Annotated in this window: 12 protein-coding genes; 6 read left to right on the top strand and 6 right to left on the bottom strand. The window is 69.3% G+C overall.

From position 1 onward, the window contains the following. The first annotated feature begins 52 nt into the window (after nucleotides 1-52). From tig to F6B42_RS07430, 5 genes are all read left to right on the top strand, one after another. Nucleotides 53-1597 (top strand): trigger factor, encoded by a 1545-nt coding sequence (gene tig / locus F6B42_RS07450; RefSeq protein ID WP_150418995.1) that lies wholly within the window; start codon nucleotides 53-55, stop codon nucleotides 1595-1597. 188 nt (nucleotides 1598-1785) lie between these two features. Continuing rightward, nucleotides 1786-2370 carry an ATP-dependent Clp protease proteolytic subunit gene (locus tag F6B42_RS07445; RefSeq protein WP_091498200.1) on the top strand — a complete coding sequence of 195 codons (585 nt, stop codon included), beginning with the start codon at nucleotides 1786-1788 and terminating at the stop codon, nucleotides 2368-2370. Nucleotides 2371-2393: 23 nt separating this feature from the next. Then, entirely contained in the window at nucleotides 2394-3059 is a 666-nt protein-coding gene (locus F6B42_RS07440) for an ATP-dependent Clp protease proteolytic subunit (protein ID WP_150418994.1), read from the top strand. A gap of 166 nt (nucleotides 3060-3225) precedes the next feature. Beyond that, entirely contained in the window at nucleotides 3226-4494 is a 1269-nt protein-coding gene (clpX, locus tag F6B42_RS07435) for an ATP-dependent Clp protease ATP-binding subunit ClpX (RefSeq protein WP_150418993.1), read from the top strand. Between the two features lie 143 nt (nucleotides 4495-4637). Next, nucleotides 4638-5273: a dihydrofolate reductase family protein gene (locus F6B42_RS07430; protein WP_150418992.1), complete on the top strand. Its 636-nt coding sequence runs from the start codon at nucleotides 4638-4640 to the stop codon at nucleotides 5271-5273. Here F6B42_RS07430 and F6B42_RS07425 read toward each other — a convergent pair. From F6B42_RS07425 to F6B42_RS07400, 6 genes are all read right to left on the bottom strand, one after another. Further along, entirely contained in the window at nucleotides 5233-7287 is a 2055-nt protein-coding gene (locus tag F6B42_RS07425; RefSeq protein WP_150418991.1) for a M3 family metallopeptidase, read from the bottom strand. The two genes, F6B42_RS07430 and F6B42_RS07425, sit on opposite strands and share 41 nt — an antisense overlap. A 28-nt stretch (nucleotides 7288-7315) precedes the next feature. Next, nucleotides 7316-7549 carry a hypothetical protein gene (locus F6B42_RS07420; RefSeq protein WP_150418990.1) on the bottom strand — a complete coding sequence of 78 codons (234 nt, stop codon included), beginning with the start codon at nucleotides 7547-7549 and terminating at the stop codon, nucleotides 7316-7318. A 1-nt stretch (nucleotide 7550) separates the two neighbouring features. Continuing rightward, a complete protein-coding gene (gene valS, locus F6B42_RS07415) occupies nucleotides 7551-10130 on the bottom strand; it encodes a valine--tRNA ligase (protein WP_150418989.1) in 2580 nt (859 codons plus the stop codon). Between the two features lie 115 nt (nucleotides 10131-10245). Continuing rightward, nucleotides 10246-11085, bottom strand: a complete 840-nt coding sequence (locus F6B42_RS07410; RefSeq protein WP_150418988.1) for a MetQ/NlpA family ABC transporter substrate-binding protein — start codon at nucleotides 11083-11085, stop codon at nucleotides 10246-10248. Nucleotides 11086-11136: 51 nt separating this feature from the next. Then, on the bottom strand, nucleotides 11137-11808 hold the full coding sequence (locus F6B42_RS07405) for a methionine ABC transporter permease (RefSeq protein ID WP_223878398.1): 672 nt from the start codon (nucleotides 11806-11808) through the stop codon (nucleotides 11137-11139). Continuing rightward, nucleotides 11805-12569, bottom strand: coding sequence for an ATP-binding cassette domain-containing protein (locus tag F6B42_RS07400; protein ID WP_150418987.1), 765 nt, complete (start codon nucleotides 12567-12569; stop codon nucleotides 11805-11807). The genes F6B42_RS07405 and F6B42_RS07400 overlap by 4 nt, the downstream gene beginning before the upstream one ends. A 46-nt stretch (nucleotides 12570-12615) precedes the next feature. On the opposite strand from F6B42_RS07400, the gene F6B42_RS07395 reads away from it, so the two are divergent. Next, nucleotides 12616-13032 (top strand): OsmC family protein, encoded by a 417-nt coding sequence (locus tag F6B42_RS07395; RefSeq protein WP_150418986.1) that lies wholly within the window; start codon nucleotides 12616-12618, stop codon nucleotides 13030-13032. Nucleotides 13033-13039: the final 7 nt, after the last annotated feature.

The following is a 13039-nucleotide window of genomic DNA, read 5'->3' as shown; positions in this document are numbered from 1 at the left end:
GACCACCGAACGGACGCGCACCTGTGCGGCCGGATGAAGGAGAACAACAGGCATGGTCACCAGCACCGTCGAGACGCTCAGCCCGACCCGGGTGAAGCTCCACATCACGGTCAGCCCGGACGAGCTGAAGCCGAGCATCACCCACGCGTACGAGCACATCGCTCAGGACGTGCAGATCCCCGGCTTCCGCAAGGGCAAGGTGCCCGCACCGATCATCGACCAGCGCGTCGGCCGCACCGCGGTCATCGAGCACGCGGTCAGCGAGGGTCTCGACACCTTCTACCGCGAGGCCGTCGCCGCCAACGAGCTGCGCGTTCTCGGTCGTCCCTCGGCCGAGGTCGTCGACTGGCCGAGCGACAAGGACTTCTCCGGTGACCTGAAGGTCGAGGTCGAGGTCGACGTGCGTCCCGAGTTCGAACTGCCCGCCTACGACCAGATCACCATCGAGGTCGACTCCGTCGCCACCGACGACGCCGCCATCGATGAGGAGCTCGACCGCCTGCGCGGCCGTTTCGGCACCCTCGTCACCGTCGACCGTCCCGCGGCGAAGGGCGACTTCGTCGAGCTCGACCTCGTCGCCACGATCGACGGCAACGAGATCGACCGCGCCGAGGGCGTGTCGTACGAGGTCGGCTCGGGCGAGCTGCTCGAGGGCATCGATGAGGCCATCGACTCCCTGACGGCCGGCGAGGACACCACCTTCCGCTCGAAGCTCGTCGGCGGCGATCACGCCGGCGAGGAGGCCGAGGTCGCCGTCACGGTGACCGCGGTCAAGGAGCGCGAGCTCCCCGAGGCCGATGACGACTTCGCCCAGATGGCGAGCGAGTTCGACACGATCGCCGAGCTGCGCGAGAGCCTCGCCGAGCGCGTCTCGCAGCAGAGCGTGTTCACGCAGGGGGCGGCGGCGCGCGACAAGCTCGTCGACGCGCTCATCGAGAAGGCTGACATCCCCGTGCCCGCCGGACTGGTCGAGGACGAGGTCCACGCCCACCTCGAGGGCGAGGGTCGCCTCGAGGACGACACGCACCGTGCCGAGGTCACCGAGGCGAGCGAGAAGCAGTTCCGCACGCAGATGGTCCTCGACAAGATCGCCGAGACGCACGAGGTGCAGGTCTCCCAGGACGAGCTGACGCAGTACCTCGTCCAGGCGTCGGCGCAGTACGGCATGGCTCCGCAGGAGTTCGTGAACGCGCTGCAGCAGAACAACCAGCTCCCCGTCATGGTCGGCGAGGTCGCCCGCAACAAGGCGCTCGCGATCGCCCTCGGCAAGGTGAGCGTCGTCGACACCGACGGCAAGCCCGTCGACCTCACCGGCTTCGTCGCCGTCGAGGGAGAAGAGGCGGTCGCCGAGGACGCCGACGAGGCACCGGCCGACGAGGCACCGGCCGACGCCGCCGACGACGCGCCCGCCGAGAAGGCTCCTGCCGAGAAGGCCCCCGCGAAGAAGGCTCCGGCGAAGAAGGCTCCCGCCAAGAAGGCCGACGAGGCGCCGGCAGCCGATGAGGCGCCGGCAGCCGAGAAGGCTCCCGCGAAGAAGGCCCCGGCCAAGAAGGCGCCCGCCAAGAAGAAGGCCGCCGACGAGGCTGCCGCCGAGTGACGTCGGCGATCTGCTGATCGACACGACGGGGGCGGATGCTGCGGCATCCGTCCCCGTCGTCGTCTCCGGCGCGTCGACCGTCGGACGGATCGATCGCGGCGCGGCTATGCCCAGGGCGAACACGGCCGGGGCGCGCCGGTCGCGTCGGTAGATTCGACACGTCACGAAACTTCGGATCAGGAGCACACATGGCTGACCCCCTCATCGCAACCAGCGTCTTCGACAGACTGCTGAAGGACCGCATCATCTGGCTCGGGTCGGAGGTGCGCGACGAGAACGCGAACGAGATCTGCGCGAAGATCCTCCTGCTCGCAGCCGAGGATTCCGAGAAAGACATCTACCTCTACATCAACTCGCCCGGTGGGTCCATCACGGCCGGCATGGCGATCTACGACACGATGCAGTTCGTCCCCAACGACATCGTCACGGTCGGCATCGGAATGGCCGCCTCGATGGGTCAGCTGCTGCTGACGGCGGGCACGAAGGGCAAGCGCTACATCACCCCGAACGCGCGTGTCCTGCTGCACCAGCCCCACGGCGGCTTCGGCGGCACCTCGAGCGACATCCAGACGCAGGCCCAGCTCATCCTCGACATGAAGCGCCGCCTCGCCGAGATCACCGCCGCCCAGACCGGGAAGTCCGTCGAGCAGGTGAACGAGGACGGCGACCGCGACCGCTGGTTCACCGCGCAGGAAGCGCTCGAGTACGGATTCGTCGACCACATCCGCGAGTCTGCGACCGACGTCGTCGGCGGCGGCGGCACCGAGAACTGATCGACCGAAGGAGACAGAGAAGAATGAACACCCCCGCCTTCGGCCTTCCGCACGGTGCGGCGATTCCCTCGAGCCGGTACATCCTGCCGCAGTTCGAGGAGCGCACGGCATACGGCTACAAGCGCCAGGACCCCTACAACAAGCTGTTCGAGGATCGCGTCATCTTCCTCGGCGTGCAGGTCGACGACGCATCCGCGGACGACGTCATGGCCCAGCTGCTCGTGCTCGAGTCGCAGGACCCCGACCGCGACATCATCATGTACATCAACTCGCCCGGTGGGTCGTTCACCGCGATGACGGCGATCTACGACACGATGCAGTACGTCTCGCCGCAGATCCAGACCGTCGTCCTCGGCCAGGCGGCGTCGGCTGCCTCCGTTCTGCTGGCAGCAGGCGCCCCGGGCAAGCGGCTCGCGCTGCCGAACGCGCGCATCCTGATCCACCAGCCCGCCGTCGGCGAGGCCGGTCACGGCCAGGCCTCGGACATCGAGATCCAGGCGGCGGAGATCCTCCGGATGCGCACGTGGCTCGAGGAGACGATGGCGCGCCACACCAACCGCACGCAGGAGCAGGTCAACAAGGACATCGACCGCGACAAGATCCTCTCGGCGCACGAGGCTCTCGAGTACGGCATCGTCGACCAGGTGCTGACCTCGCGCAAGCGCACGCCCGCGGCGATCACCGCCTGAGCGGCACGCGTACCCACCGAGGGCCCCGGGACATCCCGGGGCCCTCGGTCGTTCCACCACGACCCCGCCGCGGACCGGCGAAATCCGCGGGGATGTCGTCGGGAGAGGTTAGGCTCGAATCACCGCGCACCCCGGGGTCGCGGCATCCGGCATCCAGGAGGGGTACATGGCTCGCATCGGTGAGAGCGCCGACCTGTTCAAGTGCTCGTTCTGCGGCAAGAGCCAGAAGCAGGTCCAGCAGCTGATCGCAGGACCGGGCGTCTACATCTGCGACGAATGCGTCGAGCTGTGCAACGAGATCATCGAGGAGCGCATGGCCGAGGCGGGCGACGAGGCCGTCGCCGACTTCGACCTCCCGAAGCCGCGGGAGATCTTCTCGTTCCTCGAGGAGTACGTCGTCGGTCAGGATCCCGCGAAGCGCGCGCTGTCCGTCGCGGTGTACAACCACTACAAGCGCGTGCGTGCGCACGGCACGCTGCAGCCCGCCGAGCAGCGCGCCGACGACGTCGAGATCGCCAAGAGCAACATCCTGCTGCTGGGCCCGACCGGCTGCGGCAAGACCTACCTCGCCCAGACGCTCGCCAAGCGGCTCAACGTCCCGTTCGCCGTGGCCGACGCCACCGCGCTCACCGAGGCGGGCTACGTCGGCGAGGACGTCGAGAACATCCTGCTGAAGCTCCTGCAGGCGGCCGATTTCGACGTCAAGCGCGCCGAGACCGGCATCATCTACATCGACGAGGTCGACAAGATCGCCCGCAAGGCCGAGAACCCCTCGATCACCCGCGACGTGTCGGGCGAGGGAGTGCAGCAGGCTCTGCTGAAGATCCTCGAGGGCACGGTCGCGTCGGTTCCCCCGCAGGGAGGCCGCAAGCACCCGCACCAGGAGTTCATCCAGATCGACACGACGAACGTGCTGTTCATCGTGGCCGGCGCCTTCGCGGGGCTCGAGGAGATCATCTCGTCGCGGGTCGGCAAGCACGGGGTCGGGTTCGGGGCGCCGCTGCAGGAGAAGGACAAGGAGCTCGATCTCTTCCGCGAGGTCGAGCCCGAGGATCTGCACAAGTTCGGTCTCATCCCCGAGTTCATCGGCCGTCTGCCGGTCGTCACCTCGGTGTCGCCCCTCGACCAGAAGGCGCTCATCGAGATCCTGACGGGGCCGAAGAACGCGTTCGTGAAGCAGTATCAGCGGATGTTCGAGCTGGACGGCGTCCAGCTGGAGTTCGAGGATGACGCGCTCCGCGCCATCGCCGACCTCGCCGTCGCGCGGAAGACGGGCGCGCGCGGTCTCCGTGCGATCCTCGAGGACGTGCTCGGCCCGATCATGTTCGAGATCCCGTCGGCGGACGACGTCGACAAGGTCATCGTGACGCGCGCCGCCGTCGACGATGGTGCCGCCCCGACGCTGGTGCTGCGACAGAAGCGCAAGAGCGCCTGAGCCGCCGGGCCTGTCATTCGAGACAGGCGCACCTTCCGAAACAGGAACGTCTGGGCGGCGTCGTCCTGCGTCCGGCGGATCGCCTGCGTCGAAAGTGCGACCGGTGGCGGTGGGTGTCTCAGCCGCGGCGTAGGGTTCGGCGCATGGGACGCATCATCTTCGACACCGCCACATCGATCGACGGCTTCATCGCAGACGAGGACAACTCGCTCGGCTGGCTCTTCGCCGCCGACGGCGGGCAGACTCCCGATGACGAGGTCCTGCCCACCGATGCCGGTGTGCTGGTGGAAGGCTCGACTACCTACGAATGGGTGCTCGCAGAATCGGACATCGTCGCGCACCCCGAACGGTGGCAGGAGTTCCACGGCGATCGGCCCACGTTCGTCTTCACCACGCGCGAACTCCCCGTGCCGGCCGGTGCCGACGTGACGTTCCTCCGCGGCTCCGTGCGCGATGCGCTGCCACGGCTGCGGGATGCCGCAGGGGAGCGGGATATCTGGGTGGTCGGCGGCGGCGATCTCGCCGGACAGTTCTTCGATGCCGATGTGCTCGACGAGATCGCCGTCTCCGTCGCGCCGGTGATGCTCGGAGCCGGAGCCCCGCTGCTTCCCCGCCGCATCGAATCGGACCGATTGACGCTCGAGTCGGCGAAGGCCGTCGGGCAGTTCGCTCGCCTGGTCTACCGCGTGCGCAATGATCCGAGCGGAGCCGACGCCCCGTCGCAGCCGACGCCGCCGGTCAGCCCCGGAGACCCCGACGCGCCAGCAGCGGATCGATGAGGGCGTCGCGACCGCGGAAGTCGCGGTAGGCGGCGAGCGGATCCTTCGATCCGCCGACGCCGAGCACCCGCTCGCGGAAGCGGTCGCCGTTCCCACGGTCCAGCCCGCCGTTCTCGTCGAACCACTCGACGGTATCGGCGTCCAGCACCTCGCTCCAGATGTACGAGTAGTAGCCGGCGCTGTAGCCACCCGAGAAGACGTGTGCGAAGTACGTCGACGAGTACCGCGGGGGCACGGCGGGGTCATCGAGCCCGATGTCGGCGAGCGCTCGGGCCTCGAACGCGGCCACGTCGTCGACCGCACCGGCATCGGCGGCCGAGAGCGAGTGCCACGCGAGATCCAGCCACGCCGCGGCGAGGTACTCGCTGGTGGCGAATCCCTGATTGAACGTCCCCGACGCCTCGAGACGCGCGAGCACGTCGTCCGGCAGCGGCTCGTCCGTGTCGATGTGCCGCGCGTAGTTCGAGAGGATCTCCGGGCGGAACATCCACATCTCGTTCACCTGGCTCGGGAACTCGACGAAATCACGGAACACGCTGGTGCCGGCGAAGCTCGGGAAGGTGACGCGCGCAAACAGGCCGTGCAGAGCATGACCGAACTCGTGGAAGAGCGTCGTCACCTCGTCGAGTGTCAGCAGTGTCGGCGTGCCGGGAGCGGGCGGCGCGACGTTGAGGTTGTTCACGACGATCGGCGTCGTGCCGCGCAGCTCCGACTGCGACGCGATCGAGTTCATCCAGGCGCCGCCGCGCTTGGTGTCGCGCGTGTAGAGATCCAGGATGAACAGCCCGAGGTGCGACCCGTCCTCGTCGAGCACCTCGAACACGCGGGCGTCGGGGTGGTACGCCGGGAGATCGGGGCGTTCGGCGAACGTGATGCCGTAGAGCCGGGTCGCGGCGTAGAAGACGCCGTCACGCAGGACGCGCTCCGCCTCGAACCACGGCCGAAGGGCCGCGGTGTCGATGTCGAGGGTGGCCGAACGGACCTTCTCGGTGTAGAACGCCCAGTCGGCCGCGTCGATCCGGGAAGCGGCATGGTCGTCCCCGGCGGCGGTGCGGAGCGCCTGCTCCTCGCGGATCGCGTTCCGTGACGCGGGCACGGCGAGGCGCCGGAGGAGCGATTCGACGGCGCCCGGGCTCCCCGCCGTCTGATCGGCGGTGACGTATGCGGCGTGCGAGGGATACCCGAGCAGCTCGGCGCGTTCGGCGCGCAGCCGGACGATCTCGAGGAGGACGGGACGGTTGTCGTTCTCGCCGGGTCGCGAGCCGCGCGCTCGCGACGCCGCGAGGAGCCGACGTCGGCTCTCGGGCGAGCGCAGCGACGCCAGGCGGGGATGACCGGTGAAGAGGGTGAGGGCGATGACGTAGCGTCCCGGCATCCCGCGTTCGGCTGCGGCCTGCGCGGCCGCCGAGATCTCGCCGTCGGTCAGTCCGGCCAGCTCCTCGGCCGAGTCCAACACGACGGCGAGGTCATTGGTGTCGGCGAGGAGATTCTTCTCGAACGTCGTGGTGAGGACCGACAGCCGGGTGTTGAGGGCCGTCAGGCGCGCTTTCGCCGTCTCGTCGAGCGCGGCGCCCGCGCGGATCAGCTGCGTGCGTCGTCGTTCGAGAAGGTAGCGCTCCTCATCCGAGAGCCGCAGGTCCGCCCGCTGCTCGTAGAGGCGCTGCACGCGCGTATAGAGGCGCCCATCGAGCTCGATCGCATCCGCGTGCTCCGACATCAGCGGCGCGAGCTCTTCGTCGATGTTCTGAATCGCCGCGGTCGCGTCGGCGGAACTGACGGTGAAGAAGGTGCGGGACACCTGGCCGAGGAGTCGCCCGCTGGCCTCCCAGGCCGTGATCGTGTTCTCGAACGTCGGCTCGGACGGATCCGTCGCGATGGCGTCGATCTCGGCGCGCTGCTCGGCGAACGCCTCGATGAAGGCCGGGAGGTAGTCCTCGACCGCGATGGCGCGGTAGTCGGGAAGCCCGTGATCGAGCGAAGGGCCGTCGAGGAGCGAGCGTGAAGACGTCGTCATCGTTCGAGCCTACGTGGGCCCGCGGAACTCAGGTCTCGTCGTCGTCGATCTGACCCACGACGATCGCGCCCGTGGGCGAGAGCGAGACCACGACGCCCGTCTCGAGCTCAGCGACCGGTCGCCCCTCCAACCAGGTCAGCGTCCACCGCGGCCGCTGCTCGTCGTCGATCTCACCGTCGACGCGCGCGATCTGCGCCCGCAGGGCGGAGGGAACGGATGCCGGAGGCTCGTCCCCGCTCGCCCAGCGCGTGCCCAGCCGCACGTCACGCCTCCGTCGGCGCGAGCTCGACCCGCTCGACGACGATCTCGCCGGCGCCTTCCGCCAGCTCGAGGGCGGCGATGCGACCGACGGCCTTGAGGTCGCCCTCGACCTCGCGCAGGCGGGCGACCGTCGCGGCATCCGCGCTGAGTGAGAGCACCGCGACGGGCGTCTTCTGCGAGGCCTTCGCCTCGGTCTTCGCGCGACGGATGCCGATGAGGGCGGTACTCGCGGCCACGAGCGTCGCGGGCTCACCGGCGATGCCGAGCGGCTCGGGCCACGGCGCGGTGTGCACCGACCCGTCCTCGAACCACGACCAGGCCTCCTCGGCCGCGAACGACAGGACGGGGGCGAGCAGGCGGAGGAGCGTCGACAGCGCGAGCCGCAGCGCGAGGGCCGCCGAGGCCTGACCGCTGTCGTTCCGGTCGTACGCGCGCTCCTTGACGAGCTCCAGATAGTCGTCGCAGAAGGTCCAGAAGAACGCCTCCGTGACCTCCAGGGCGCGCGCGTGGTCGTACGCTTCGAAGGCGCGGGTCGCATCCGCCACGACCCGGTCGAGCGTCGCGAGCATCGCCGCATCCAGGGCGTGAGTGATCTCGGCACCCTCCGGCACCGGGAACGACAGCACGAACTTCGCCGCGTTGAGGACCTTGATGGCCAGGCGGCGACCGATCTTCACCTGCGTCGGGTTCTGCGGGTCGAACGCGGCGTCGGCGCCCAGACGGCTGGAGGCGGCCCAGTAGCGGACGGCGTCGGTGCCGTGCTGCGCGAGGATGTCGGCCGGCGTGACCACGTTGCCCTTGGACTTCGACATCTTCTTGCGATCGGGATCGACGATGAAGCCGGAGATCGCGGCGTCGGACCACGGCGCACGGCCGTCCTCCAGGACGCTTCGGAGCATCGTCGAGAAGAGCCAGGTGCGGATGATGTCCTGGCCCTGGGGGCGCAGGTCGAACGGTGCGACGAGGTCCCACAGTTCGTCGTCTCGCTGCCATCCGCCGGCGAGCTGCGGAGTGAGGGAGGACGTCGCCCACGTGTCGAAGATGTCGCGCTCGGCGTCGAAGCCCCCCGGCACACCCCGCTGCTCGCCCGTGTAGCCGGCCGGCACGTCCGTGGTCGGGTCGACGGGCAGCCGGCCGAGGTCGGGGGTGATGACCCGGTCGTAGTCGCGTTCGCCGTTCTCGTCGAGGGCGTACCAGATCGGGATCGGCACGCCGAAGAAGCGCTGACGCGACACGAGCCAGTCGCCGGTCAGCCCGTTCGTCCAGTTCTCGTAGCGCACGCGCATGAAGTCGGGATGCCACGACATGCTCTGGCCGAGTGAGATGAGGCGATCGCGGAGCTCCGCGTCGCGGGCGCCGTTGCGCAGGTACCACTGCCGTGTCGACACGATCTCGAGCGGGCGGTCGCCCTTCTCGAAGAACTTCACGGGGTGGGTGAAGGGCTTCGAGACCTCGAGGAGATCGCCCGACTCCTGCAGCAGCTCGACGATGCGCTTCTTGGCGCTGAAGACGGTCTTGCCGGCGAGCTCGGCGTACGCGGCGCGAGCCGCGTCGGTCGTGATCGCGTCGGGCGCATCGGCGAGGATGCGACCGTCGGCTCCGAGGATCGTGCGGTTGGGCAGGTGGAGCTCGCGCCACCAGATGATGTCGGTGACGTCGCCGAACGTGCAGATCATGGCGATGCCCGAGCCCTTGTCGGGCTGCGCGAGCGGGTGCGCGAGGACGGGCACCTCGACGTCGAAGAGGGGGGTGCGCACGGTCTGGCCGAAGTACGGCTTGTATCGGTCGTCGTCGGGATTGGCGACGAGCGCGACGCACGCGGGGAGGAGCTCGGGCCGCGTGGTCTCGATGTGGATGTCGCCGGTGCCGTCGGTCTTCGCGAAGGCGACGCGGTGGTACGAGGCCTGCTGGTCGCGGTCCTCCAGCTCGGCCTGCGCGATCGCCGAACGGAAGTCGATGTCCCACAGGGTCGGCGCGAGGGCCTGGTACGCCTCGCCGCGTTCGAGGTTGCGCAGGAACGCCAGCTGGCTCGTCCGGATCGTGTCGTCCGAGATGGTGCGGTACGTCTGGGTCCAGTCGACCGAGAGCCCGAGCTGGCGGAACAGCGACTCGAACTGCTTCTCGTCCTCGATCGTGAGCTTCTCGCACAGTTCGATGAAGTTGCGACGGCTGATCGGAACCTGGTCGGCGGCGCGGCTCGACTTGTTGTCGCCGCCTTCGAAGGGCGGGGTGAACGACGCGTCGTAGGGGAGCGAGGGGTCGCAGCGCACGCCGTAGTAGTTCTGCACGCGCCGCTCGGTGGGCAGGCCGTTGTCGTCCCAGCCCATCGGGTAGAAGACGTTCTTGCCGCGCATGCGCTCGAAGCGCACCTTCAGGTCGGTGTGCGTGAACGAGAACACGTGGCCGATGTGGAGCGAGCCGGATGCCGTCGGCGGCGGCGTGTCGACCGAGAAGACGCTCGAGCGTCCGCCCTCGACGGCGCTCGCGCGGTCGAAGAGGTACGTGCCGCGGTCGGCCCAGGCGGCATCCCACTTCTGCTCGAGGCCTTCCAGGGCGGGCTTGTCGGGAATGTGCGCGGCCATGGGTGCTCCTCGGCGATATGTGCGGCACTGTGTGAGCGTGCCTGAGTGTGGGTGCCCCGAGTCTACTCGGCGGGGCGCACGGCATGCGCCCCGCCGAGGAACCGCACGGCGTCGGTCAGAACGCCGCCTCGATCGTGGCGTTGCCCGAGATCACCTCGCGCACGTCGTCGCTCGTGAACGCGTCGACGAGGGCGCGCGTCGCGGCGGAGTCCGCGTCCGCTGCGGGGACGACGAGCTGCAGGGCGAAGCGGTCGTCGAGTTCGGTGAGCAGGCCGTCGTCCTGCGGGGTGAGGCCGAGCGCGGCGATGTGCGAGGGCCACTGGAAGACGAGGTCGGCCTCGTCGTACGCGGTGTTCAGCTGATTGATCTGAAGCGAGAGGAACTGCAGATCCTTCGGATTGCCGGTGACGTCGTCGAGGGTGGCGGCGTACGGGTCGACCCCCGCGGCGAGGTCGATGACGCCGGCGTCGGACAGCAGCTTGAGCGCCCGGGCGGTGTTCGAGGAATCGTTCGGGATCGCGACGGTGGCGCCGGTCGGCAGCTCGTCGATGTCCGAGAGGGTCTTCGAGTAGAACGCGATGACGAAGTTGTAGATCGGCTGTACGGCCTCGAGCGATGCGCCGTTCTTCTCGTTGAACTCGGTCATGTACGGCTCGTGCTGAGAGAAGTTGGCGTCGATGTCGCCCGCGGCGAGCATGTTGTTGATCGTGACGTAGTCCGAGACCTCCACCAGTTCGATCTCGTAGCCGTCGGCGATCGCGTCGCCCGCGGCGTCGACGATGTCGGTGGCGGGCGAGGTCACGGCGCCGACGCGCAGGGTGACGGTCTCCGCCGGATCGGCACCGTCGTCCGTTCCGCCCGCGCCGCCGGTGGCGCAGCCGGCGAGGAGGACGAGGGCGGTGGCGGTCGCGGTGACGGCGGCGGCGATCCGGGCGCGGGGGGTTCGGAAGGACATGGATTCTCCTGGAGTGCGGTGCGTTGTGCGCGAGTGCGGTCGGACGATGATTCAGCGGTGATCGAGGCGGATCGAGAGGCGGTTGCCGGCGGCCTGGATCGCAAGGACCACCGCGAGGATGACGGCGATGGTGAAGTACATGAGCGCGTAGTCGTACTCCTGGTAGCCGTAGCGGAGTGCGAAGTCGCCGACGCCGCCGCCGCCGACGACGCCGAGCACGGTCGAGTAGGACAGCAGGCTGATGGTCGCCGACGTGAGGGCGTACACGAGGCCCGGCACCGCCTCGGGGAGCAGGAACCGCAGCACCGTTTGAGGGAGACTCGCGCCCATCGCGCGGGCGACGCGGCCGATGCCCGGGGGGATCTCCCGCAGGATCTGCTCGACGAGGCGGGCGTAGATGGCCACGGCGACGAAGCAGAGGGAGAAGGTCGCGGCCGGGGTGCCGAACGTCGTGCCGTAGACGAGGCGGGTGACGGGTACGAGGAACACCACGAGCAGCAGGAACGGGAACGAGCGCACGACGTTGATGTAGAGGTTCGCGACCCACCAGACAGGTCGGTTCTCGGCGGCACCCCTGCGCCGCGTCAGATACACCAGCATGCCGAGCGGCAGGCCCACCACGATCGCCGCGGTCAGCGAGACCGCGAGCATGTATCCCGTCTCGGCGAGGGCTTCGAGCAGATCGTCGCCGCGCCTCGACAGCGACTCGAGCAACGCGTTCAAGCGCCGAGCTCCCGCCGCGCGCGGTCGAGGTACGACTCCTCGACGGGAGCGCTGCCGGGTGCGACCTCGAGGATGTCGCGGAGTGCGCCCGCGTCGAAGAGCGCCACCCGGTCGCAGATCTGCCGTACGACGGCGAGGTCGTGCGTGACGACGACGATCGTGGTGCCGAACCGCTCGCGCGCCTCGCGCAGCAGGTCGAGGACGCTCACCGTCGTTCCGGCGTCCAGCGACGAGGTCGGCTCGTCGCAGAGCAGCAGCTCGGGACGCCCTACGAGAGCGCGAGCGATGCCGACGCGCTGACGTTGGCCGCCGCTCAGCTGAGCCGGGTAGGCCTCTGCGCGCTCGTCGAGGCCGACGAACCGCAGCATCTCGTCGACGCGTTCGCCGTGGCGGGCTCGTTCACCACGATCGCGGCGCTGCCCCGCGATGGCGAGGGGCAGCGCGACGTTCTGGCGCACCGTCCGACCCGAGAGCAGGTGAACGCCCTGGAAGACGACGCCGATCCGGCGTCTCAGGGCACGCAGTCGTGCCGCCGACAGCGTCGCGGGATCCTCGCCGAGGACCCGGACGCCGCCGTCGGTCGGCGCGATCTCTCCCGTGATCAACGACAGCAGCGTGCTCTTGCCCGCTCCGCTCTCCCCGATGACACCGAAGATCTCGCCGGGGTCGACGGTGAGATCGACCGCGCGGAGTGCGGCGGCACCACCCGGGTAGGTGACATCGACGCCCGTGAGGGCGACCGGATGGTCGGGGGTGGGCACGCGGCATCCTCCGGATAGTTGGACGACGTTCAACTATAGTCGGGGTATGGCGACCCGGTACCGCACGACCGCGATCAACGACGACGGCGGCACCGGTGTCAGCCGGGTTCCCGGCGGCCTCTCGGTCGCGGTGGCGAACCCGCTGCAGGACGGGCACGACCCGGCGGCCGCGAATCCGGAGCAGCTCCTGGCGCTGGCCTGGTCGACCTGTCTCGACGCGACGGTGCAGGCGATCGTCCGCGCGGAGCGCCGCAGCCGCGTCCGGGTGGAGGTCGAGATGCGCGACGCCGTCGGACGCAGCGGCTACGAGTTCGTCGTCACGGCCTTCGTATCGGCGCAGGGCCTCGATGAGCGCGAAGCGGGCGAGCTCGCCGCATCCGCCCACGACCGCTGCCCGGTGTCGCGTCTGCTGCAGGGCTCACCGACCGTGCAGGTGCGCGGCGAGGACTGGCGCGAGAACTGATCGCGCC

The sequence above is a fragment of the Microbacterium radiodurans genome (assembly GCF_008710705.1).
Taxonomy (GTDB): Bacteria; Actinomycetota; Actinomycetes; order Actinomycetales; family Microbacteriaceae; genus Microbacterium; species Microbacterium radiodurans.
This window is presented reverse-complemented; position numbering and strand designations above follow the sequence as displayed.